Below are 23063 nucleotides of genomic sequence, written 5' to 3'. Positions count from 1 at the left end.
ATAAGAAGAACATTCCAACGGAGACATCGATGAAGAAACACAACGGCACCCGCCGTGCATTCGGCTCGGCCCTCAGTGCCGCGGCCCTGCTGGGCCTGGCGCCGCTCGCGTTCGCGCAGGACTTTCCATCGCGCAACAAACCGATCCGCATCGTCGTGGGCTTCACCGCCGGCGGCGGCACCGACGCGCAGGCGCGCATCGTGGCGCAGAAGCTCGGCGAGGTGCTGGGCACCAGCGTGATCGTGGACAACCGCCCCGGCGCGAGCACCATGCTCGCGGCCAACGAGGTGTCGCGCGCGCTGCCCGACGGCTACACGCTGCTCTACGCGCCCTCTTCCACGATGGCGCAGAACCCGCACACCTTCGCGCAGGTGCCCTACGACCCGTTCAAGGACTTCACCGCCATCTCGATGGGCGGGCGCGGGCCGCTGGTGCTGTCGGTGAGCACCACGGTGCCCGCCAACAACGTGAAGGAGCTCGTGGCGTATGTGAAGGCCAACCCCGGCAAGGTGAGCTACGCCTCGTTCGGCGCGGGCACCTCGTCGCACATCTACGGCGAGGCCTTCGTGAAGAAGACCGGCGTCGATGCGGTGCACATCCCCTACAAGGGCGGCTCGGACGCGGCGAAAGACCTGATCGGCGGGCGCGTGCAGTACATGTTCGATTCGGCCTCGTCGGCCGTCATCACCTCGGCCTCGGGCAAGGTGAAGATCCTCGCGATCGCGGCGAACGCGCGCATCTCGGCGCTGCCCGACGTGCCCACCTTCGCCGAGCAGGGCATCGCGGGCCTGGACCTGCCGAGCTGGCTTGGCTTCTACGGGCCGGCGCACATGCCCGCGCCGGTGGTGGCCAAGCTCAACGCGGCGCTCACGCAGGTGCTGGCGATGCCGCAGGTGCGCGAGTTCTATCGCACGGGCGGCTACGAAGCGGGCGCGACGACGCCGGAAGAATTCGCCGGCATCACGCGCACGACCTACGAGCGATGGGGCGCGATGGTGCAGCAGGTAGGCTTGGCCAAGCAATGAGCCCTTCTTCTTTCTTCATCACCCGCCGCACCCTGGCTGCGTGGCTCGCGCTGGGTGCGGTTGCCTTGCCGCTGTCTTCGCTCGCAGCCTCCCCCGCATCCTTTCCGGAAAAGGGCCGCAGCATCCGCATCGTGCTCGGCCTCGCGGCGGGCGGCGCCTCCGACTCGCAGGCGCGCTTCGTCGCCAACAAGCTCGGCGAGGTGCTGCAGACGCCGGTCATCGTCGAGAACCGGCCGGGCGCGAGCTTCATCCTGGCAACAGAAGAAGTGATCCGCGCGGCACCCGACGGCTACACCTTCATGTACGCGCCCTCTTCCGTGGTGGCGCAGAACCCGCAGACGCTGGCGCAGGTGCGCTACGACCCGTTCAAGGACTTGACGCCCATCTCTCTCGGCGCCCGCGGCCCGCTGGTCCTGACGGTGCACACCAGCGTGCCGGCGCGCAACGTGCAAGAGCTGATCGCCTACATCAAGGCCAACCCGGGGAAGATGAGCTACGCCTCGTTCGGCACCGGCACCTCGTCGCACATCTACGGCGAGGCCTTCGCGCGGCAGGCCGGGCTGGATGTGGTGCACGTGCCCTACAAGGGCGGCACCGATGCGGCGAAGGACTTTCTCGCGGGCCGCGTGCAGTACTACTTCGACGCAGCGCCCAACGCCATCCAGAACACAGCCACCGGCAAGGTGCGCATGCTGGCGGTAGCGGCACCCAAGCGCAGCCCGATGCTGCCCGACGTGCCCACGATGACCGAGCAAGGCGTGAGCGGCGTCGACATGGCGAGCTGGCTCGGCTTCTACGGCCCGGCGCGCATGCCTGCGCCGGTGGTCGCGAAGCTCAACGCTGCGTTGGCGCAAGTGCTCGCGATGCCGGCCACGCGCGACTTCTTCCGCCAGGGTGCGTACGAAGCCGAATCGTCGACCCCGCAGCAACTGGCCGACCTGACGCGCACGACCTACGACCAGTGGGCCGAGACCATCCGCAAGCTCGGCCTCACGAAGCAGTAGCTCGCGCGAAGTTCAGCCGAAGAACTTCGAGAGCCGCGCGTTGGTCTCTGCGGCGCGCTCGTACTGCACCCAGTGTCCCGCGCCGTCGATCACCACGCCTTCGCGGTTCGGCCCTTCGCTTGCGAGCTGCGCCACCAGCGGACGCGGATCGGCCGTGACGTCGTACTCGCCCCAGAGCAGCAGCGTCGGCACGCCCAGCGTGTCGATCGCCTTGCGAAGGCCGCCTGCCTGCGACACCTCCTTGCTGCGAAAGCGCGTGCCGTGGCACGAGATGTCGTGGATCTCGAAGGCCAGCGGGTCGATGGCGGCGGTGTCGTGCAGCATCAGCGCGCCGAGGTTGTGCAGCAGCGCAGCGCGCTCGGCCTCGCGGTCGGGGGCGGCGCGCCAGTTGATCATCTGGGCCGTCATGCGGCGCAGCGTGCCGTGGCCGCCGCTGCCCAGGAGCGCGAGCCTGCGCACCGCGCCGCGCTGCACCGCAAAGCGCGCGGCCGTGAGGCCGCCGAAGGAGAAGCCGCCCAGGTCGATGGGCGCGCCCACGCCGACGAGCGCATCGAGCGTGCCGCCGAGCGCCTTCAGCAAAGGCGGCAGCGAGTCTTCGCCGGGCGCCACGCGCGGCAGCGCATCGGAATCGTGGAAGCCCGGCATGTCGGGAAGCAGCAGCGTGCGTTCGGTCGAGAGCGCTTCGGCGTTGCGCAGCCAGTGCATCCAGCTGCCGTGGCCGCCGTGCAGCAGCACGATGGGCGGTTTCGTCGTGTCGGTGCCGAAGCGGCGCCAGCGCACGCGCACGCCTTCGTGAACGGGGTCGTGGTGGGTGGAGAGCGCGTCGATGCGCGCGATTTCGCTGCGCGCTGCGGCGTCGTCAGCGATGGCCGGCGTGGCCCGGGATATGGAAGTGTCGGAACGATCGGGGGTCGAAGGCATGGGCCGATTTTGCCGCGCGGCCTTCCGCGCCGCAGGGGGTGGCTGTCATACCCTGCATAGAATCCGCCGCGGTGCCCGTCGAACAGGTCGCCCGCCCTTCAAAACAACAAGCAGAGAGGCCACCGGCCCGCCCACGATGCCGTGGTGCAGGTCGCTCCATCCATGACCCTGTTGAACCGCCGTCAGCTTGCGCTGCTCGCCCTGTCCCAGCCCCTCGTCCAGCCGTTCGCCGCCTGGGCACAGGACAGCACCGATCTCGCCACCGCACTCGAACAGCCGGACGGCGCCGAGGCGCTGGCCTGGGTGCAGGCGCGCACGGCCGAGGCCCGGCAGCTGATCACCGGCCTGCCCGACTACACGCGCCGCTACGAGGACACGCTGTCGGCCGTATCCGCACGCGACAGCAACATCCAGTTCGTGCGGCCGCACCGCGGCCACCTCTACAACTTCTACAGCACCGCCAGCCAGCCGAGCGGCGTCTGGCGTCGCACCACGCTCGAGGAATACCGCAAGGAGCGTCCCTCCTGGCAAGTGCTGATCGACCTCGACAAGCTCGGACAGCAGGAAGGCCGCACCTGGACCTTCGCCTCTTACGTGCTGAGCCCGAACGGCGAACGCGCGCTGGTCTACCTGTCGCCCGGTGGCGCGGACCGCACCGAGATGCGCGAGTTCGACCTGCCCTCCCGGCAGTTCGTCGCGGCCGGGTTCCGCCTGCCGCTGGCCAAGCAATGGGCCGACTGGTATGGCGACGACGAAGTGCTGGTCGCCACCGAGTCCGGAGGCGGTGCGCTCAGCCGCAGCGGCTACCCCCTGACGATCCGCCGCTGGCGCCGCGGCAGCGCACTGGCCGAAGCGCCCGAGCTGGTGCGCGGCGAGGCGGCCGACATGAGCATGTCGATCGACACCCTCGACCCCAAGGACGGGCGGCCCGCCGCCGCGCTGGTCGGGCGCCGCATCAGCTTCTTCCAGAACCGCTACCAGCTGCTGCAGGGCGACACGCTGTCGCCGCTGCTCGACCTCCCGCTGGATGCGACCACCTGGCTGAGCGAAGGCTGGCTCGTGCTCTGGCTGCGCAGCGACTTCGACGACGGCACCGCGCGCCACCCCGCGGGCAGCGTGCTCGCAACACCCATCGCCACCGCGACAGAAACGCAGCGCCGCTTCCACGTGCTGCTATCGACGGCACCGCGCCAGCGCCTGATCCGATGGGAACGCGTGCGCGACGGTTTCGCCATGGCCTGGTCCGACAACCTGCAGCCGCGCCTGGTGTTCCAGCGCTGGACCGGAGAGACCTTCGAGTCCCGCGAAGTGGCGTTGCCCGACACCGGCGTGGTCGGCATCCGCGCCGACCGCTCCGACCAGAACGACCTGGTGTGGCTCACCACGCAGGCACCGCTCGTGCCGCAGACCTTCGGGCTGCTGGATGTCGCCGAGCCCAAGCCCTGGGCACCGCTCAAGCGGCAGGCCACCTTTTTCAACGCCGCCGGCCTGAAGGCGCAGCGGCTCGAGGCGCGCTCGGCCGATGGAACGCTCATTCCCTACACGGTGATCGCGCCCGCCGCGCTGGCCATGGACGGCCATGCGCCGACGCTCCTCTACGGATACGGCGGCTTCGGCATCGCGCTCGAACTCGACTACCAGCGCCTGCCCGGCATCAACTGGCTGCGCTACGGCGGCGTCTACGTGCTGGCGCACATCCGCGGCGGTGGCGAGTTCGGCTCCGGCTGGTACGAGGCGGCGAAGGGAACGCGCCGGCAGGCCGCGTTCGACGACTTCATCGCGGTCGCCGAAGACCTGGTACGTCGTGGCATCACGCGTCCCCGGCGGCTGGGCATCTACGGCGCGAGCAACGGCGGCGCGCTGGTGTCGGCCGTGCTGGTGCAGCGGCCCGAACTCTTCGGCGCCGCGGTCGCGCGCGTGCCGCTGACCGACATGCTCGAGTTCACGCGCTTCACGGCGGGGCCGTCGTGGATCGAGGAGTACGGTGACCCGGCGGTGGCGGCGGACCGCGCGGTGCTCGCGCGCTGGTCGCCGTTGCAGAATTTGCGCGAAGGGGTGGCCTATCCGCCCACGCTGTTCATCGGCAACCGCAACGACGACCGCGTGCATCCTTCGCACGCGCGCAAGATGGTGGCGCGCATGCGCACGCTGGGCCATGCAGAGGCGTGGCTGTACGAGGAAACCAGCGGCGGCCACCTGGGCCGTGCGACGCCGCAGTTGCTCGCCACGCGCGAGGCGCTGCTGCACACCTTCCTGATGGGGATGCTGCAACGCAAGGCGGACGAGCCGGCCGCCTGAGCCGCCTCGCTCAGCCTCTCAGACGCCGCCGAAGCGGTAGCTCGACACCACGAGCCCGCCCATGAAGGTGTCCTCGTGGTACACGCGCTCGCCGGCATCCGCCTCGGCCGCGCCGACCGCGACCATCAGCGGAATCAGGTGCTCCTCACGCGGATGCGCGATGCGCGCGGCGGGCGCTGCTTCCCAGTTCTGCAGGTGCGCGGCGCGCTCGGCCGGTGCGCCCTTCACCACCGCCGCGTCGAGCCAATCGTCGAAGGCCTTCGACACGCCATGCGCCTGCGGCCCGAAGTTGCGCAGGTTGTGATAGCTCAACCCGCTGCCGACGATCAGCACATCCTCGTCACGCAACGGTGCGAGCGCGCGGCCCAGCGCCAGGTGCTCCGCCGGATCGAGCCCGCGCCGCAGCGACAGCTGCACCACCGGCACATCGGCCTTCGGGTAGATCGCGGCCATCGGCGCGAACATGCCGTGGTCGTAGCCGCGCTCGGGGTCGATCTGCACCGGCAGGCCGGCGGCCGCGATGAGCGACTGCACGCGCTGCGCGAGTTCAGGCGAGCCGGGCGCGTCGTAGTGCACCTCGTAGGTGTGGGCCGGGAAGCCGCCGTAGTCGTAAATCATCGGCGGCTTCGGGTTGCCCTGCACCGTGAAAGCCGGAGCCTCCCAGTGCGCGGACACCATGAGGATGGCCTTGGGCGTGCGGCCGATCTGGCGTGGCATGTCGGCGAGCGAGGCCGCGAGCTGGTCGTAGGTGGCGCCCATCTCCTTCTTCATCCAGGGCCACGGGCCGCCGCCGTGGGAGATGAAATAGGTCGGGAGACGTGATGTGTTGTCGTGGTTCAAGTCGATGCTCCTTGATAGCGTTGGATCGACTGTAGACATTTCCTGAAAAGAAATCGACAGGCTACGATGCATAGAATCATTTCTCCACAGGAAACCATCGATGGACCGCATGACCAGCCTGCGCGTGTTCCGCGAGGTCGTCGAGGCCGGCAGTTTCACGGCCGCGGCCGGGCGGCTCGCGATGTCGCCGCCCATGGCGAGCAAACACGTGGCGCAGCTTGAGAAGTCGCTCGGCGCGCGCCTCCTGCACCGCTCGAGCCGCCACCTGAGCCTGACCGAGGCCGGCACCGCCTGGTACGAGCAGAGCCGCCGCGCGCTCGACCTGCTCGATGCGGCCGAGGCCGCCATCGGCCAGACGAGCGAGGCGCCGCGCGGCCAGCTCAAGGTGAGCGCGCCGGTGTGGTGTGCCACGCCTCGCTTTGCGCGCGTGCTCGCCGATTACCGCGAGCGCTTTCCCGAAGTGCTGGTCGACATGCACCTGGAGAACCGCAAGGTCGATCTCGCGGCCGACGGCTACGACCTCGCATTGCGCGCCACGCAGGACCCTTCGCCCGCGCTGATCGCGCGGCCGCTGTGCCGCGTGCCCTTTCACCTCGCGGGCACGCCCGATTACCTCAAGCGCATGGGCGGCTGCCCCGCACTGCCCGCCGACCTGTCGCGGCTCGGCGCGATCGTGCCGAGCTATGTGAACCTGGACAACCTCGCGCTCAAGGGGCCGGGCGGGCGAATGCTCCCGCTGCGCCTCACACCGGCCATGCGCTCGGACGACACGACGCTCACGCTGCACGCGGTGCATGCGGGCATGGGCATCGCGTTCATGCCGCTGTGGCTCATCGACGACGACCTCGCGGAGGGGCGCCTGGTGCGGCTGCTGCCGGACTACGAGGCCGAGCCCGTCACGCTCTTCGCCGTGTACACCAGCCGGCAGTACATGGCGCCCAAGCTGCGTACTTTCATCGATTTCTTGAGCGAGCGGCTCGACGCGCTGGAACCAAAGGCAACGGCAAAGACAGCGACGCATGTCACGGCGAAGCCACGCAGAAGGTAGAAGAACGCACCTTTTAGGGGCAAGGTCATGCGAGCGCGGCTAAAGTCCAAGGCTCTCTGGGAGACCGTGTCCTTGTTCCGCTTCTTCGAAAAACTCCTTACCCCCTACCCCGCCGCCGAACCGCCACTGCCGCCGCAAGGCTTCTTCGCCTTCCTGTGGGCCTGCACGCACGGCGTGCGCGGCAAGATCGCCGTCATGGCGGTGCTCACGGCCATCATGTCGATCTTCGAGGCGGCGCTGTTCGCCATCCTCGGGCGCATCGTCGACTGGCTCGGCGGCCAGGTGCCGTCGCGGCTGTGGGCCGAGCGCGGCGACATGCTGCTGTGGATGGCGGCGGTGCTGGTGATCAGCATCCTCGTGGTGGCGCTGCAGACCATCGTCAAGCACCAGACGCTGGCGGTGAACCTGCCGATGCGCCTGCGCTGGAACTTCCACCGGCTGATGCTGGGCCAGAGCATGGCCTTCTACCAGGACGAGTTCGCGGGCCGCATCACGGCCAAGGTGATGCAGACCGCGCTCGCGGTGCGCGACACCATCTTCGTGCTGGCCGACGTGCTGGTGGCCATGGGCGTGTATGTCGCGACCATGATCATCCTGGTGGGCGTGCTCGATGCGCAACTGGTGTGGCCTTTCGTCATCTGGCTGGCGCTCTACATCGGCTCGCTCGCGTACTTCGTGCCGCGCCTGGGCAAGGTCGGCAAGGCGCAGGCCGATGCACGCGCGCTCATGACCGGCCGCGTGACCGACGCCTACACCAACATCGCGACCGTCAAGCTCTTCTCGCACACGCAGCGCGAGGCGGGTTTTGCACGCGATGCGATGCGCGAGTTCATGCACACCGGCTACGGCCAGATGCGCCTGGTGAGCGCCTTCGAAATCGTCAACCACACGCTGAGCATGGGCCTCACGGCCGGCATGGCGGGCACTGCGCTGTGGCTCTGGTCGAACGGCACGGTCGGCGTGGGCGCGGTGGCGGCTGCCACCGCGATGGCGCTGCGGCTGCAGGGCATGTCGCACTGGATCATGTGGGAGATGACCAGCCTGTTCGAGAACATCGGCACGGTGCAGGACGGCATGAAGACGCTGTCGCGCCCGCGCACCGTGCTCGATGCAACCGACGCCTCGGTGCTCGACGTGCCGCGCGGCGAGGTGCGCTTCGACCACGCGAGCTTCCGCTACGCCGATGCGGGCCGCCGCGTCATCGACGGCCTGAACCTCACGGTGAAGCCCGGCGAGAAGATCGGCCTGGTCGGCCGTTCAGGCGCGGGCAAGTCGACGCTGGTGAACCTGCTGCTGCGCTTTCACGACCTGGAGAGCGGCCGCATCCTCATCGACGGACAAGACATTGCGCATGTCACGCAGGATTCGCTGCGCACACACATCGGCATGGTCACGCAGGACACCTCGCTGATGCACCGCTCGGTGGCCGACAACATCGCCTACGGCCGGCCCGACGCGACGCATGCGCAGATCGAGGCAGCGGCCCGGCGCGCCGAGGCGCACGACTTCATCCAGACCCTGGGCGATGCGAGCGGCCGACGCGGCTACGAGGCGCATGTGGGCGAACGCGGCGTGAAGCTCTCGGGCGGCCAGCGCCAGCGCGTGGCCATCGCGCGCGTGATGCTGAAAGACGCGCCGATCCTCTTGCTCGACGAAGCGACCAGCGCGCTCGACTCCGAAGTCGAGGCCGCGATCCAGCAGAGCCTTTACACGCTGATGGAAGGCAAGACCGTGATCGCGATCGCGCACCGGCTCTCGACCATCGCGGCGATGGACCGGCTGATCGTGCTCGACGAAGGCCGCGTGGTGGAAGAAGGCGACCACCGCACGCTGATGGCGCAGGGGGGTTTGTATGCGCGGCTGTGGGCGCACCAGAGCGGCGGCTTCCTGGGCGACAGCCTGGAAGACGAGGCGCTCAGGGCCTGACGAAAGTCAGGTCGATCAGCCAGGCAAGGCTCCCGCCTCGTACTGCGCCGCAAACTCCCCGCTCGGCGGAATCGGCTTGATGATGTCGATCAGCACCCCGTTCGGGTCGCGCGTGATGAAGTGGCGCTGGCCGAAGGCCTCGTCGCGCAACGGCAGAAGAATCGGCAGGCCCGCCGCCTTCAGCCGGTCATGCACGGCGTCGGGGTCGTCCACCTCGAAGTTCAGCAGCAGCCCGCCCACCACCTGGCCGCGCGCCGGCGCGGGAATGGTCTCGTGGTGGCCGTCGAGCACGGCCAGGTTCACCGAAGGCTCGCCCTCCAGCTGCAGGTGCACATACCAGTCGCTGGTGAAGAGCGGCACGAAGCCAAAGTGCGATTGGTAGAAGGCGGCGGTGCCAGCCACGTCCCCGGTCATGACGACGGGGTAATAGCTCGTGACTTTCATGGGAAGCATGGGACAGGTCCTTTCATAAACATACAGACTGTACGTACGTTAAATACTAACCTACAGACAGCCTGCATGTAAATTACCTTCCATGGCCACCAACCGCGAACGCACCGAAAGCACCCAGCTCGCACTGATCGAAGCCGCCCGCGCGCTCTTCGTCAGCAAGGGCTACGGCGACACCTCCACCCCCGAAATCGCGCTGGCCGCGGGCATCACACGCGGCGCGCTGTACCACCACTTCGCGGACAAGCGCGACCTGTTCCGGCAGGTGCTGGCGCGCGAGGCGATGGCGGTCGCGGCCGACATCGAAGCCGCCGCCCCCGAGCAACTGGGCCCGCGCGAGGCGCTGCTCCAGGGCAGCGAGGCTTACCTGGACGCCATGACCGTGCCCGGCCGCACGCGGCTCTTGCTGGTCGACGGCCCGGCCGTGCTGGGCATGGCCGAGGCCATGGCGATCGACGATGCCAACGCCGCGCAGTCGCTGCGCGAGGGCCTGAAGCGCGCCGGCATGGGGCGCGGCGAAGTCTCCGTCGATGCGCTGTCGCAGTTGCTGTCTGCCGCCTTCGACCGCGCGGCGCTGGAGATCGACGCGGGCGCCGACGCCAGGGAGGTCCGCGCCGCCATGCGCTGGCTGGTCGAGCAGGCGCTGGGGCCCGCGAGGAAACGCTGATCGGTCCTCAGACGATCCCGCGCCCGCCCATGCGCACGGGCCACTTGGCCACCGTGCCGCGCTGCATCGATTCGAGCGTCGTCTGCGTGAAAACGTTGATGCTCACGTGCCGCGTGAGGTAGTGCTCCAGCACCAGGCCCAGCAGGTACGGGCTCGTGCCCGAGAAGCCTTCTTCATCCACGCTCAGGGTGCACTGCACGCCCCGCCCGTAGATCAACGGCCCCGAGCCCGGCAGGCGCCGCGTCACCGGCTCGATGCGCGAACCCACCAGGCTGTCGATCTGCCGGCGCAGCACGTCGCTGTCGGCCGACACGAACAGCCGCAGCATGTCGCGCAGCGCCTGCGCGCCCTCGCGGTGCGGCATGTCGGCCAGCGGCAGGTGGTTGAAGCCCAGTTGGCGAATCAGCCGCCATGCGATTTCGCGCTGCGCGAACGGCGACTTGGGCGTGCTCGGCGGGCGAATCAGGCCCACGGCCGACACCGGGATCGAATCGGACACGGCCAGATCGGAATGCCCATTGCGCGGCACCAGGCACGGCAGGTCGCGGTTCGTGAGCATCGCCTTCACCGACAGGTAGCGAAGGCTCTCCGGATACGGCGCCTCGTGCTGGTCGACCAGCGAGAGAAACACCTCGGTGCCGATGTAAGGCGTGCGCGTGCCGTACTTGCGCGATGTGTCGGAGGCAAGCCGCTGCTCGCGGCGCACCGAGAAGTAGCGGCCGTGGTTGCCCTCGTCTTCATTGAGCGTCTGGTAGAGCGGGCGGAACTCCAGCTCGGCCGTGGTCTGCGCCTGCTGGCCCGCGATGCGCTGGACCGAATAGACCTCGAAGTCGAGCGGGCGTGAACGATCAGGCACCAGATGGAATTCGGGCTGCGCCGCGTTGAGCTCGATGCGGTCGGTGCGCCGCTCGAAGAGGTTGACCACCGGCGTGCTGAAGAGTGCGAACTGCCCCGCATCGACCAGCGCACCCAGCGCCCCCGGCGGCTTGCTCAACAAGACAAGGATTTCGACCTCCTTGCCCTGCGCCCGTGCTAGGCCCGGCGCCAGCTGGGTCAGCGTGAAGAAGTAGAAGCGCTCGGGGCACGCGAAGTATTCGTGCAGCAGGTTGTGGCCATGGAAGGTGTTCCACGCGAGCGGCAGCAGCCCCTGCCCTGGCGCCAGCCCTTCGTGCACCAGCGCGCCGTCGGTCACCACGTGCGGGCGCTCCATCAGCTTGCCGGGCTCGCCGACGAAGGTGGCGACCGCCGAGGTGTGCAGCAGCTCGAACAAATGCGAGGCCACATGCTCGTTGCCGCGCAGATAGATGGGCAGCCGGTCGAGCCCGACCAGCGCGCCGAAGCCCATCTCGCCCACGGTGCGCAGCCGCAGCCGCAATGCGCCCGTCACCTGCACATGCGGCGGCAGGTAGCGCTCCAGCGCGGGAATGTCGGGCGGCGCGCCGGTGAGCTTGGCATCGACGATCTCGATGGGCCACAGCGTCACGTCCTGGCTGGAGCGAAACTCGCACGGGGTTTCCTCGCCCGCCGGCACGCGCGCATGAAAGGCCGTGCCACGCGGCACCACGAAGCCGCGCGTGAAGTCGCCCTCCTTCACGCTCGGGTGCAGTTGCGCCACCGCCATCGACGGCGTGGGGCTCAGGTAGTTGGGGTACAGCACTTCGAGCAGCCGCTGCGTGAAGCGCGGGAACTCCGCATCCAGCTTGATCTGCATGCGCGCCGAGAGAAAACTGAACGATTCGATCAGCCGCTCCACATACGGGTCGGCCACCTCGATGCCGTGCATGCCCAGGCGCCGCGCGATCTTCGGGTGCGAGGCAGCAAACTCGCTCGCGGCCTCGCGCATGTAGACCAGTTCCTTGTTGTAGTAGTCGAGCAGTTGCGGGTCCATGTCGATGTGTTCTCCCTGAATGAAATTGTTGGTGATGCGGGTGATGAAGGCTCAGCGCGCCGAGGAGATCACGCGCATGCGGTTGGTCTCCAGATCGACCGCGCTCTGCACGGTGAAGGCCAGCGGATAAGGCCGAAGGTGAATCAGCGCGCGAATCTCGAACAGCAGCACGTTGTATTCACCCGCCGCGCCGCCCTCCTTCATCAGCGGCACGACCGTCACCGTCTCGGGAATCAAGCGCGGTTCGTAGTCCTGGATGGCGCGGCGGATGATGCGTTCGATGTCCGCCCACCGGCGCTCCGACAGGTAGCTGCCCGCCAGCGGCGGCACACCGAAGTTGATGGTCGAGGACGCCGCTTCGGCATGGCGCGTGCGGTCGATCAGGTCTTCGGCGTTGGTGGTGTTGAGCAGATAGGCCAGGTCGCGCTGCACGATGTCGCGCATCTGCGCGGGCGTTACCGCGTACTCGGAAGGCAGCTCGCTGGTGCGGCTCGGGGCTTCGTCGCGCAGGCGGTCGAACAGCGTGGGGAGCAATTGCGCGTTGGGATGCGCCGCCGGGGCATCGGCTGGGCGGAGCGAGCGGGCTCCGGGGTGCGCGGGATGGGAGCCGGTGAAGGGAGACTGCTCGGCAGATCGCATGGCTGGGCCTTTCTGGAAGGGCCAGAGTCTTGCGTGGATGCGGACGGCGCATTGCAAACAATGGTCACATCCAGCGGCGCGCGCCGACAAAGCCGCGCAAAGCGGGGATTTGTCATGGGCACAGCGCTTCGCAAGTCCTACAGCACCGGCCGCCCCTCGCCGACATCACCCTCTCCAGCGAAGTCCCATTCTTGATTCATCCCAATCAACGAGGAGTCCTCGCGTGAATTCCATCATCTACATCGTCGGTCTGGTCGTGGTTGTTGTCGCCGTGCTGTCGTTCTTCGGCCTGCGCTGAGAACGCACCACGCCATCGACCCGACATCCCTTCGAGAATGGGGCCGCTTGCGGCCCCCGTTTCTCATGGGCGCACGCAGGGCGCCGGGCATAATTCCGGCGCCCCGGCACTCCGCAGGGCACCACCAGCGAAGGGACCCTGTTGATCAACACCGCGTTGCGCGAACCAGCCTTTCCGGATGCAGTGATCACCGAGGCGATCCGATGGACCGAAGAGACCGGTCCGCTCGATGACGCGCAGGCCCTGCGCACCGCCGCCTCGCGTGCGAACGACGGCCACGCCCGCATCACCGAACGCGCCCTTCACCTCGGCGAACGCATCGGGCTTCAATCTGAATTGACACGCGCCCGCCAATGGGCGCCCTGGGTGCTGCTCGGGCTCGTGGCGCTGATCGTCATGGCGGGGCTGGGCCTCGCGGGCAACGTGGTTGGCGGTGGCGAGCGCCACATCAACGTGATCGTCGCGCTCGTGAGCCTCTTGGGCCTGCATGCGCTCACGCTGCTGCTTTGGCTCGTCGGCCTGTGGTTGCCGGCGGGATCGTTCGGCACCGCGTCGCTGGGCTGGATCTGGCTGTCGCTCACCGCGCGTGTGGCGGGCGGCAAACGCGGCCAGGCGCCGCTGCTGGTGCGCGCGACCACCGGGCTGCTGACCCGCGCCCGGCTGCTGCCCTGGGCCTTCGGGCTGGTGAGCCACGGCATCTGGTCGCTGTCGTTCGCGGTGGTGCTGGCTGCGATGCTGTTCGCGCTGGCCTTTCGCAGCTACACGCTGAGCTGGGAGACGACGATCCTCGATCCGGCCTTCTTCGTTCGCGCCGTGCAAGTGCTGGGCTGGGCGCCTTCGCAACTCGGCTTTCCGGTGCCCGATGCGGCCACGGTTCTCTCGGCGGCACCGGGCGCCGCGGGCCAGCGCACCTGGGCGATGTGGCTGACCGGCTGCATCGTGGTCTACGGCCTGCTGCCGCGCCTGGCGCTCGTGCTGTTGAGCGCCGCCATCTGGCGCAGCCGCCGCAAGGCACTGCAGCCCGACTGGAGCGAGCCCTACTACCGCAAGCTGCTCGCGCGCTTCGCCGCGCTGGCGCCGGCCGCCATCGTCGATGCCGACCCGGGGCGCACGCGCGGCGCCGCGCCCGCCCGGCTGGCGCCTTCCGAACTGCAGGACGCTCTCTTCGTCATCGGCTTCGAGTTGCCGCCCGACATGCCGTGGCCGCCCGCCGGCCTGCCCGTCGATCTGCTCGCCCGTGCCGCACAGGTGCTGCGCATCGACGGCAGCGCCCCCGCCCGCCGCACGTTGCTCGACCAGCTAGCGCAGGCCCGCCCGCGCGCCGTGCTGCTGGTGTGCCACGCCGCATCGAGCCCCGACCGCGGCACCGAACGGTTCCTGCGCGAAGTGCTCGCGCATTGCGGCGAATGCCGCCTCTGGCTGGCCGATGCAAACGGCGAAGGCGCGGCCGCCCGCTGGATCGACTGGCTGCGCGACACCGGCCTCGAACGCATCGCGGCCAGCGACCGGCTCGACATCGCCTTGCAGGGACTGGACCCCACACCATGACGCAGCAAGCCACCATCCGCATTGCCGTCGTCGGCCACACCAACGCGGGCAAGACCTCGCTGCTGCGCACGCTCACGCGGCGCATCAACTTCGGCGAAGTGTCGCAGCGCCCCGGCACCACGCGCCATGTCGAGTCGGCCGACCTCGACGTGAACGGTGAGGCCGCCGTGCGCTTCTTCGACACGCCGGGCCTCGAAGACGCGGTGGCCCTGCGCGAGCACCTCGCGGCCTTCGATGCAGGGGCCACGCCGCCCGAGCGCATCCGCCAGTTCCTGCAGGGGCCCGAAGCCCACGGCGTGTTCGAGCAGGAGGCCAAGGTGCTGCGCACCATGCTCGACATCGATGCGGCCTTTCTGGTCATCGACGTGCGCGAGCCGGTGCTGCCGAAATTCCGCGACGAGATCGAGCTGCTCAACTCCTGCGCCCGCCCCGTGCTGCCGGTGCTGAACTTCGTGCGCGATGCGGCCAGCCGCGAACCGGCGTGGAAGGAGCTGCTCTCGGCCTACGGCCTGCACGTGCAGGTGCGCTTCGATGCGGCCGCACCTTTCGTCGGCGCCGAGCGCGACCTCTACGACGACCTCGCCACGCTGCTGCGCGAGCGCCGCGACCAGTTGCGCGGCGTGGCCGATTTTCTCGACACCGAAGCCGCCGAGCGCCGCCAGTCCGCCTGCACACGCATCGCCGGATTGCTGGTCGACGCGGCCGCGATCCGCCGTACCGTGTCGGCCACCGAATTCGCCGACACGGCGCGGCGCGAAGCCCTCGTCGCAGCCCTTCGCAAGACCGTGTTCGACAAAGCCCAGCGCTGCACCGACGACCTGCTCGCGCTCTACGGCTTTCGCCAGGGCGACGCCGACGAGGCGCCGCTGCAGGCGATCGAAGGCCGCTGGACGCTCGACTTCTTCAGCCCCGAAGCGATGAAGGACGCGGGCCTGCGCCTGGGCAAAGGCGCCGTCATCGGCGCCGCCGTGGGCGTGGTCGCCGACCTCGCCGTGGCGGGCATCTCGCTCGGCGCAGGCGCGGCATTGGGCGGCGCCATCGGCGGCGCCGTGTCGCAAGGCTGGGGCCCACTCGGCCGCAAGCTCGCCAACAAGCTGCGCGACGTGCACGAAGTCACCGTGGAAGACGGCGTGCTCTTCACGCTGGTCGCCTGGCAGCTCAAGCTCACGCAGGCGCTGGAGCAGCGCGGTCATGCCGCGACACAGCGCATCAGTGCCGAGACGCCCGAGAACGGCGATGCGCCCACGCGCGCTGCAGCCGCCGCGGTGCGCGGCGCGCAGCCCGCGCGCAACCACCCCGAGTGGGAATCGGCCGGCATCGCGACGCGCAGCTTCTGGCGCCCTTCCCCGCAGCGCGAAGCGCTGGTGGCCGGTCTGTCGCGCACTCTGCAACCCGCCTTCGAAGCCTGACGCCGGGCTTCGCTTGCAACCGGCGTTGGCCGGCTCCTACGCACGGACCGCTGCAAACGGCCGAGCTTTCCAACGATGTTCACCGGCACATCGAAAGGAACACCCCATGACCGTCGAATGCAAGCTCCTGGCCGCCCCGCTGATCGGGCGCATCTGGGAAGGCCGCACCCCCATCGCGCGGGCGGACGAATACCTGCGCTACAGCGTCGAGCACGGCATCGCGGAGATCGCGAAGAAGCCTGACTGCCTCGGCGTGCAGTACTTCCGCAAGCTGAACGGCAACGTGGCGGAATTCCGCACCGTGTCGTTCTGGCGCTCGATCGACGAGATGCAGGCGATGCACGCCACGCGCGGCGATCCGCTGCGCGTGGCACCGCTGGCGCGCGACCCGGAGTTCCTGCTGGAACTGCCCGAATTCGTGGACCTCGTCGAGGTGCATGTCAACGCGTTCGGCAACAACCGCTGAGGTTCAACCCTCCAGCAGGTCTTCGAGCATCAGCGGCAGCCTACGCAGCCGCTTGCCGGTCGCGTGGAACACCGCGTTCACGATGGCCGGCGCCACGCCCACCATCGCGACTTCGCCCAGGCCCTTCACGCCCAGCGCGTTGAGCCGCGTGTCGGGCTTGCCGACGAAATCGACCTCGATGCGGCCGATGTCCGCCGCCACTGGCATCACGTATTCGGCGAGGTCGGCGTTGAGAAAACCGCCGTAGCGCGGATCGACCTCGCTCACCTCGCGCAGCGCGGCGCCGATGCCCCAGACCACGCCGCCTTCGACCTGGCTGCGCGCGGTGCGCGGGCTTGCGACCGCGCCGCAGTCCGCCACGCTCACCACGCGCGGCACGCGGATGCGGCGCGTGGTTGGCTCGATGCGCACCTCGACGAAATGCGCGATGAAGCTGAAGCCGACGAAGTCCGGGTACACCGGCCCAGCGGCAGCCGGCAGCCCGCCGGTCAGGCGCCCGAACACCTGCTCGGGCTGGCCCGGCGCACGGCGTCGGCTTTCGGCTTCGGCAAAGGGCCGGCCCGAGGCGCGCAGCAAGGCGAGTGCGGTGACGCCGCTTTCGCCGGCCGCGCTGCCCGCGTTCTTGCGCAGGTCTTCCATCAGCCGCTGTGCTGCTTCCAGCACCGGCGGCAGCGCCGTGGCCGTGCCCCATGAGCCCGCGGTCAGGTGTTGCGGTGCGGCCGTCGTATCGCCGAGCGCGATCTCGATCGCCGCCACCGGCGCGCCGAGAGCGCGCGCCACCGTCACGGCAATCGCGGTGCGCATGCCCTGCCCCATCTCGTGCCCGCCGACCGCCACGCGCACTGTGCCATTGGTGTGGAGCCGCACGGTCGCGATGGCCGGCGCGACGGCCGCCTTGTAGGTGCCGATCGCCACGCCCCAGCCGATGAGGTTGCCGTCGGGCGCGCGCATCGAGCCCGGCGCCATCGTGCGACGCGCCCAGCCGAAGGTCTCGCTGCCCTTGACCAGGCACTCGGCCACATGACGCGACGAAAACGGCTTGCCGGTGAGCGGGTCGGCCGTGGCGTCGTTGGCGAGCCGGAAGGCCACCGGGTCGCGGCCGAGCGCATAGGCCATCTCGTCGATGGCGCTTTCGAAGGCGAAGGCGGCCGGATGCTCGAAAGGCGCGCGCATGTAGCCCGGCGTCTGCACGTCGGTGCGCACCAGCCGCTCGCGGCCCTGGTAGTTGCCGATGCCGTAGAGGCGCGAGGTGATCTCGGTGCCGAACGAGGGAAACAGGTCGTGCCTCGAGGTCTGCTGGTCGATTTCGTGGACCGCCGCGACGAGCCGGCCGTCGCGGTCCGCGCCGAGCCGCACGTGGTGCCGGCTCGCGGGGCGAAAGCTCGCGTTGTGAAAGAGCTGCGCGCGCGTCATCACCAGCTTCACCGGCCGCTGTAGCGCGCGTGCCGCGATGGCGACCAGCACGGTGTGCGACTGCAGCGAGTTCTTCTGCCCGAAGCCGCCGCCCAGCGTGGGCGACAACACGCGCACCTTCGCGGGCTCGATGCCCAACTGCTTGGCGAGGCCGTGGCGCACGCCCTCGGCGTTCTGCGTCGGTTCGCGGATGGTGAGCACGCCGTCGTTCCATTCGGCCACGGTCGCAATGATCTCCATCGGATTCTGGTGCTGGGCGGGCAGCGTGTAGTGCAGGTCCACCGTCACGGCCGCACCCGCGAGCGCGCCCTCCGCATCGCCCACGCGCCGGTCGGCGAACATGGGCTGCGGCAGCACCGCGGTCTGTGCGAGCGGTTCGGCATCGGGTGCGTCGAGGGTCGCGACGAACGGCGTTGCCTCGTAGGTCACCACCACCAGCCCGGCGGCCTCGCGCGCGGCTTCCAGCGTGTCGGCCACCACCATCGCGACGCTCTGGCCGCGGTAGGCGATCTGCGCCGAGCGCAGCGGATAGAAGCTCTGGAAGCCGAAGCCGCCGCCCATCAGGAAGCCGCCCGTGTCGAAGCTGCCGACGTTCTCGTGCGTGAGCACCGAGCGCACGCCGCGCACCCGCTCGGCCGCCGAGGTGTCGATGCGCGTGATGCTGCCGCGCGCGATGCGCGATGGCACCAGCGCGGCATGCAGCAGGCCGGGGCGTGCGTCGTCGGCCGCGTAGCGCGTGGCGCCGCGCACCTTGTCGTGCGCATCGACGCGCTCCGCGCCGGCGCGGGGGGTGTTCTGCGGGGTGTTCTTCTTCGTCGTGATCGTGGGGTTCGCCATCTTCAGCTCCTGTCCTTGGCCAGCATGAGCGCGTCGGTCACCGTCTCGATGCCCAGCGCCACCTTGAACGCGTTGTGTTCGAGCGGCTTCGCGCCCGTGAAGGCCAGCTCGGCCGCGCGCCGTGCGGCGGCGCGCGTGAGCGGCATGCCGACCAGGCTGCGCTCGGCCTCCGCCGCCCGCCACGGCCGGGTCGCGACGCCGCCGAGCGCGATGCGTGCATCGGCCACGCGGTTGCCACGGATGTGCACCGCCACCGCCGCCGAGGCGAGCGCGAAGGCATACGACTCGCGGTCGCGGATCTTGTGGTACGTCGATGCGCGGCCGACGGGTCCGCGCGGAATGCGGATGCGCACGATCAGTTCGTCGGCCGCGAGCACCGTCTCCAGGTGCGGCGTGGCGCCGGGTTCGCGGTGCAGCTCGCGCACCGCCACCGTGCGCTCGCCGCGCGGGCTCACGGTGTCGACCAGCGCATCGAACGCCGTGAGCGCGATCGCCATGTCACCGGGGTAGATCGCCACGCAGGCCTCGCTGCCGCCGAGCACCGCGTGCCCGCGGTTCGCGCCGCCGATGGCCGCGCAGCCGCTGCCGGGCACGCGCTTGTTGCAGGCGAACTCGGGGCTGCCGCGAAAGTACGCGCAGCGCGTGCGCTGCAGCAGGTTGCCGCCCACGGTCGCCATGTTGCGCAGTTGCTGCGAGGCGGCTTTCCAGAGCGATTCGGAGAGCGCCGGAAATTCGCGCAGCACCACCGCGTGCTCGGCCACGTCGCTCATCGCCGCGAGTGCGCCGATGCGCAGCTCAGTGCGGTCGCTCGCGTCGATGCGCCCGAGCCCTTCGATGCGCGTGACGTCGATCACCGTGCTTGGCGCTTCCACGCCGAGCTTCATCAAATCGAACAGCGTGGTGCCGCCCGCGAAGTAGCGCGCGCCGGGCTGGTGCTGCACGAGCAGTTGCACCGCCTCGCCGGTGCTGCGGGGGCGCAGGTAGGCGAAGTCATGCATGGCGGGCTCCTTGGCTGCGAAGCATTTGCGGCGCGGCTTCGCGGATCGCTTCGAGGATGCCGGCGTAGGCGCCGCATCGGCAGATGTTGCCGCTCATGTATTCGCGGATCTGCGCATCGCTGGTGGCGTGCCCTTCGCGCACGCAGGCGATCGCCGCCATCACCTGGCCGGGCGTGCAGTAGCCGCATTGCAGCGCGTCGTGGTCGATGAAGGACTGCTGCATCGGGTGCAGCGTGCCGTCGGGCGATTCGATGCCTTCGATGGTGGTGACGGCGCAGCCATCGGTCTTCACCGCGAGCGTGAGGCACGAGGCCACGCGGCGGCCATCGACATGCACCGTGCACGCGCCGCACTGGCCGTGGTCGCAGCCCTTCTTGGCGCCGGTGAGGCCCAGTTGTTCGCGCAGCACGTCGAGCAGAGAAGCGCGCGGCTCCAGTGCCAACTCGTACGGCTTGCCGTTGACGGTGACGCGCGTGGCCTGCGAGCCGGCGTGCGGGTTCGCGGGTGCGTCGAGCGTTGCCGCTGCGGAGCCGCCGGCAGCGGCAACACCGGCACTGGCCGCGGTGGTCATCATGAAAGTGCGCCGGCTGAGCGCGGGTTGGCCGCCCGCCGCACGCAATGTCGGTGTGTCGTTCATCGTGGACTTTCTTTTTTGGGGGAGAGAAGAAATCGGCTCGCGCGTCAGAGCTCGCGGCCGCGCCATGCATCGACCGAACCGGACCCGCTGCCGCGCGCGGTGATGAAGAGCGCCACGAACACCAGCATCAGCGGGTACTCGAAGCCGCGGTCGATCCAGGGGAAGGTCGGCGCCAGCAGCCAGCTGATGACCAGCATCTGCACCGTCACCATCGGCGCAACCAGGCGCGTGAGAAAACCCACCGCCAGCATCAGCCCGCCCACGCCTTCGAGCAGCGCGATGAACCAGCCGATGAGCGGCGCGGCCGGCAGGTGCAGCACGTTGGCGATCAGATTGACCGATCCCGCCATCGGGTCGGCCATGGAACCGTGGCTTCGGCCCAGCAGCTTGGGCACGCCGTGCGTCATGAGCATCAGCCCGAAGGCGATGCGCAGCAGCAGGTAGCTCAGCGGTTCGAGACGGTCGTAGACGCCTTTCAGGCGCGGAAAGATCAGTGGCATGAAGTCGCTCCTCTTGTGTTCGAGGGCGAGTCTCTCTATTCCCATCCATTGAATAAAGACTCGAATCCTGTCAATACAATCCAACAGAACTCAACAATCAAGACCGAGGACAGACGCCAGATGGACCGCTTCGATGCCATGCGGCTGTTCACCCGCATCGTCGAGCTGGGCAGCTTCACGCAGGCCGCCACCACGCTCGACATTCCGCGCGCCACCGCGACCCACGCCATCAAGGAGCTGGAGACGCGGCTGCAGGTGCGGCTGCTCGAGCGCACCACGCGGCAGGTGCGCACCACGGCCGACGGCCAGGCCTTCTACGAGCGTTGCAGGCTCCTGCTGCGCGACCTGGAAGACGCGGAGTCTTCTCTCGCGCAACTGGCCGTGAACCCGCGCGGGCGCTTGCGCATCGACATCCACGGCGCGCCCGCCAACGACCTGCTGCTGCCGCGCATCGGCGAGTTCCATGCGCGCTATCCGCACATCGAGCTTGCAATGGGCAGCGGCGACCGGCTGGTGGACCTCGTGCGGGAAGGCGTGGACTGCGTGGTGCGTGCGGGCGAGCCGCGCGATTCGTCGCTGGTCACTCGGCGGCTCGCGCTGGTGCCGCAGGTCACCTGTGCGAGCCCGGCCTACCTTGCGGCGCACGGCACGCCGCTCGCGCCGGCCGACCTCGCGCAGCACATCGGCGTCAATTTCTTCTCGGCGTCACGGCCCGATGTGTTCCCGTACCGCTTCGAGGTCAAGGGCAAGGTCGAGGAGCACACGCTCAAAGGCTGGATCAGCGTCAACAGCGCCGACAGCTACAAGATCTGCGCCGAGCAGGGCTGCGGAATCATCCAGGTGCCGCGCTACGGCATCGAGCGGCAGCTGCGCGAGGGCACGCTGGTGGAGATCCTTGCGCACACGCCCTGCCCACCGATGCCGCATTCGGTGCTGTACCCGCACCACCGGCAGCTTTCGCCGCGGGTGCGGGTGTTCATCGACTGGGTGACCGAGGTGTACGTGGACCGCTTCGGCGCGCTGCGGTAGCGGCTCGCTCAGTTCGCGCCGCTGCTCAATGCCTGCAGCTTCGCGTAGTCGCCCGGCCGCGCGCCGAACTGCTCGGGCGTCGAGCGCTTGGCGATGCGCTCCAGGAAGGGCAGCCGGTTGACCGGCGAGACCGTCATGCCCTTGCTGCGCAGGAACTGCTCGTCTTCCAGCTCGCCGGCGATCACGCCGACGTTGGTCCACTTGGCGGTTTCCACGAGCGTCTTCTCGACCATCGCCTGCTGCGCCGGCGTCAGCTTCCCCCATGCAGCCTTGCCAATGACGATGCCCAGCGTGTCGTAGATGTGCCCGGTCAGCTGCACGTATTTCTGCACCTCGTAGAGGCGCTTGTCCTTCACCGTGCCCAGCGGGTTTTCCTGCGCTTCCACTTCGCCCTTCTTGAGCGAGCCGTAGAGGCTCATGAAGGGCAGCGTGATGGGCTTGGCGTCCAGCGCGGTGGCGAAGAGCTGGTAGGCCGAGGCATCGGGCACGTACAGGCGCAGGTCGCGAAAGTCCTCGGGCTTCAGCAACGGCTTGTTCGACGTGACCTGCCGCGCGCCGTAGTACACCGGGGCGACCATGTGGTTGCCGCTCTTCTCGTCGTAGCCCTTCATCAGCTCCGCGAGCAGCGGGCTCGCGAGGTACTTGCGCATGTGGGCGAGGTCCTTGAAGGCGAAGGGGTAGCTGCCCAGCCGCAATGGCGGATAGCCCTCTGCCAGCGTGGCCTGCCCGACATAGGCGATCTGCATGGAATCGTTCGCAAGCATCAGGGCGAAGTCGCCCTCCTGCCCCAGCTTGGACGAGGGCACCACCTCGATCTTGATCTTGCCCTCGGACTGCTCGCCGATCTTGCGTGCCGCCAGCTCCGCCTGCTGGTGAAAGATGCTGCCGGGCTCGAAGACGTGGCCCCATTTCAATTGCAGCACCTGCGCCTGGGCGGCCGCGCTCGCGACAACGCCACCCAGTGCCATCAGCAGGACGCCCGCCCGGCGCCACGGCAAGAAGCATTTCATGAACTCTCCCTCGGGTTGAGAAGGTCAACACAGTGCAAATTGCGCGCCAGAGCACGGGTCGGCCACCGGAAGAAGCCCGGCGAACGGATCGTAAGGATTTGAAACAAAGGTGGTAATCGGGTTTGCCCGACTGCGGGCATCGAAGCGGCGTCCGTGCGCGAAATCATTTCCAGCGGCAGGCCCACACTGCGCCTCGCCGCACACACAAGAAT

At 68.9% G+C, this 23063-nt stretch carries 20 protein-coding genes; 10 read left to right on the top strand and 10 right to left on the bottom strand.

The window, feature by feature from the left end; all coding sequences use genetic code 11:
* Positions 1-29: 29 nt before the first annotated feature.
* Positions 30-1025 (top strand): tripartite tricarboxylate transporter substrate binding protein, encoded by a 996-nt coding sequence (locus NU688_RS04135; RefSeq protein WP_257859266.1) that lies wholly within the window; start codon positions 30-32, stop codon positions 1023-1025.
* Positions 1022-2029: a tripartite tricarboxylate transporter substrate binding protein gene (locus NU688_RS04130; RefSeq protein WP_257859265.1), complete on the top strand. Its 1008-nt coding sequence runs from the start codon at positions 1022-1024 to the stop codon at positions 2027-2029. The genes NU688_RS04135 and NU688_RS04130 overlap by 4 nt, the downstream gene beginning before the upstream one ends.
* 12 nt (positions 2030-2041) lie before the next feature.
* Here NU688_RS04130 and NU688_RS04125 read toward each other — a convergent pair whose 3' ends face one another.
* A complete protein-coding gene (locus tag NU688_RS04125; RefSeq protein ID WP_257859264.1) occupies positions 2042-2950 on the bottom strand; it encodes an alpha/beta fold hydrolase in 909 nt (302 codons plus the stop codon).
* A 162-nt stretch (positions 2951-3112) separates the two neighbouring features.
* On the opposite strand from NU688_RS04125, the gene NU688_RS04120 reads away from it, so the two are divergent.
* On the top strand, positions 3113-5248 hold the full coding sequence (locus NU688_RS04120) for a prolyl oligopeptidase family protein (RefSeq protein ID WP_257859263.1): 2136 nt from the start codon (positions 3113-3115) through the stop codon (positions 5246-5248).
* A gap of 18 nt (positions 5249-5266) precedes the next feature.
* Here NU688_RS04120 and NU688_RS04115 read toward each other — a convergent pair whose 3' ends face one another.
* Positions 5267-6088, bottom strand: a complete 822-nt coding sequence (locus NU688_RS04115; RefSeq protein ID WP_257859262.1) for a class III extradiol ring-cleavage dioxygenase — start codon at positions 6086-6088, stop codon at positions 5267-5269.
* Positions 6089-6188: 100 nt separating this feature from the next.
* Between NU688_RS04115 and NU688_RS04110 the strand changes: the two genes are divergently transcribed.
* Entirely contained in the window at positions 6189-7136 is a 948-nt protein-coding gene (locus NU688_RS04110) for a LysR family transcriptional regulator (RefSeq protein ID WP_257859261.1), read from the top strand.
* 72 nt (positions 7137-7208) lie between these two features.
* Positions 7209-9062, top strand: coding sequence for an ABC transporter ATP-binding protein (locus NU688_RS04105; RefSeq protein ID WP_257859260.1), 1854 nt, complete (start codon positions 7209-7211; stop codon positions 9060-9062).
* A gap of 15 nt (positions 9063-9077) precedes the next feature.
* Here NU688_RS04105 and NU688_RS04100 read toward each other — a convergent pair whose 3' ends face one another.
* On the bottom strand, positions 9078-9506 hold the full coding sequence (locus NU688_RS04100; RefSeq protein WP_257860505.1) for a VOC family protein: 429 nt from the start codon (positions 9504-9506) through the stop codon (positions 9078-9080).
* Positions 9507-9597: 91 nt separating this feature from the next.
* Between NU688_RS04100 and NU688_RS04095 the strand changes: the two genes are divergently transcribed.
* Positions 9598-10179 carry a TetR/AcrR family transcriptional regulator gene (locus NU688_RS04095; RefSeq protein WP_257859259.1) on the top strand — a complete coding sequence of 194 codons (582 nt, stop codon included), beginning with the start codon at positions 9598-9600 and terminating at the stop codon, positions 10177-10179.
* A 7-nt stretch (positions 10180-10186) separates the two neighbouring features.
* On the opposite strand, the gene tssF is transcribed toward NU688_RS04095, so the two are convergent.
* Together tssF and tssE are read right to left on the bottom strand one after the other, a co-directional pair.
* The gene (tssF, locus tag NU688_RS04090; protein ID WP_257859258.1) at positions 10187-12067 is read right to left on the bottom strand and encodes a type VI secretion system baseplate subunit TssF; all 1881 of its coding nucleotides are present in this window, start codon (positions 12065-12067) and stop codon (positions 10187-10189) included.
* A 51-nt stretch (positions 12068-12118) separates the two neighbouring features.
* Positions 12119-12706 (bottom strand): type VI secretion system baseplate subunit TssE, encoded by a 588-nt coding sequence (tssE, locus tag NU688_RS04085; protein WP_257859257.1) that lies wholly within the window; start codon positions 12704-12706, stop codon positions 12119-12121.
* A 439-nt stretch (positions 12707-13145) separates the two neighbouring features.
* Here tssE and NU688_RS04080 point away from each other — a divergent pair, with 439 nt between their 5' ends.
* From NU688_RS04080 to NU688_RS04070, 3 genes are all read left to right on the top strand, one after another.
* Complete coding sequence (locus tag NU688_RS04080; protein WP_257859256.1) at positions 13146-14552, top strand: DUF2868 domain-containing protein; 1407 nt, start codon at positions 13146-13148, stop codon at positions 14550-14552.
* On the top strand, positions 14549-15961 hold the full coding sequence (locus NU688_RS04075) for a GTPase/DUF3482 domain-containing protein (RefSeq protein ID WP_257859255.1): 1413 nt from the start codon (positions 14549-14551) through the stop codon (positions 15959-15961). Before NU688_RS04080 ends, NU688_RS04075 begins: the two co-directional genes overlap by 4 nt.
* Before the next feature lie 106 nt (positions 15962-16067).
* Positions 16068-16427 (top strand): hypothetical protein, encoded by a 360-nt coding sequence (locus tag NU688_RS04070; RefSeq protein WP_257859254.1) that lies wholly within the window; start codon positions 16068-16070, stop codon positions 16425-16427.
* Between the two features lie 3 nt (positions 16428-16430).
* Here the strand turns inward: NU688_RS04070 and NU688_RS04065 are convergent, their stop codons facing one another.
* From NU688_RS04065 to NU688_RS04050, 4 genes are read right to left on the bottom strand one after another with little or no spacing between them, the layout of a single operon-like run.
* Complete coding sequence (locus NU688_RS04065; protein ID WP_257859253.1) at positions 16431-18677, bottom strand: xanthine dehydrogenase family protein molybdopterin-binding subunit; 2247 nt, start codon at positions 18675-18677, stop codon at positions 16431-16433.
* Positions 18678-18679: 2 nt separating this feature from the next.
* Positions 18680-19675, bottom strand: coding sequence for a xanthine dehydrogenase family protein subunit M (locus tag NU688_RS04060; RefSeq protein ID WP_257859252.1), 996 nt, complete (start codon positions 19673-19675; stop codon positions 18680-18682).
* The gene (locus NU688_RS04055; protein WP_257859251.1) at positions 19668-20312 is read right to left on the bottom strand and encodes a (2Fe-2S)-binding protein; all 645 of its coding nucleotides are present in this window, start codon (positions 20310-20312) and stop codon (positions 19668-19670) included. Before NU688_RS04055 ends, NU688_RS04060 begins: the two co-directional genes overlap by 8 nt.
* A 44-nt stretch (positions 20313-20356) precedes the next feature.
* Positions 20357-20812, bottom strand: coding sequence for a DoxX family protein (locus tag NU688_RS04050; RefSeq protein ID WP_257859250.1), 456 nt, complete (start codon positions 20810-20812; stop codon positions 20357-20359).
* Positions 20813-20932: 120 nt separating this feature from the next.
* Here NU688_RS04050 and NU688_RS04045 point away from each other — a divergent pair, with 120 nt between their 5' ends.
* Positions 20933-21841, top strand: coding sequence for a LysR family transcriptional regulator (locus NU688_RS04045; RefSeq protein ID WP_257859249.1), 909 nt, complete (start codon positions 20933-20935; stop codon positions 21839-21841).
* Positions 21842-21849: 8 nt separating this feature from the next.
* Here the strand turns inward: NU688_RS04045 and NU688_RS04040 are convergent, their stop codons facing one another.
* Positions 21850-22851, bottom strand: a complete 1002-nt coding sequence (locus NU688_RS04040) for a sialic acid TRAP transporter substrate-binding protein SiaP (protein WP_257859248.1) — start codon at positions 22849-22851, stop codon at positions 21850-21852.
* Positions 22852-23063: the final 212 nt, after the last annotated feature.

Origin of the sequence: Variovorax sp. ZS18.2.2, from assembly GCF_024701975.1 — a bacterium.
Lineage (GTDB): Bacteria > Pseudomonadota > Gammaproteobacteria > Burkholderiales > Burkholderiaceae_C > Variovorax.
The sequence above is the reverse complement of the archived record's forward strand: the minus strand, read 5'-3'. Positions and strand labels throughout refer to the sequence as shown.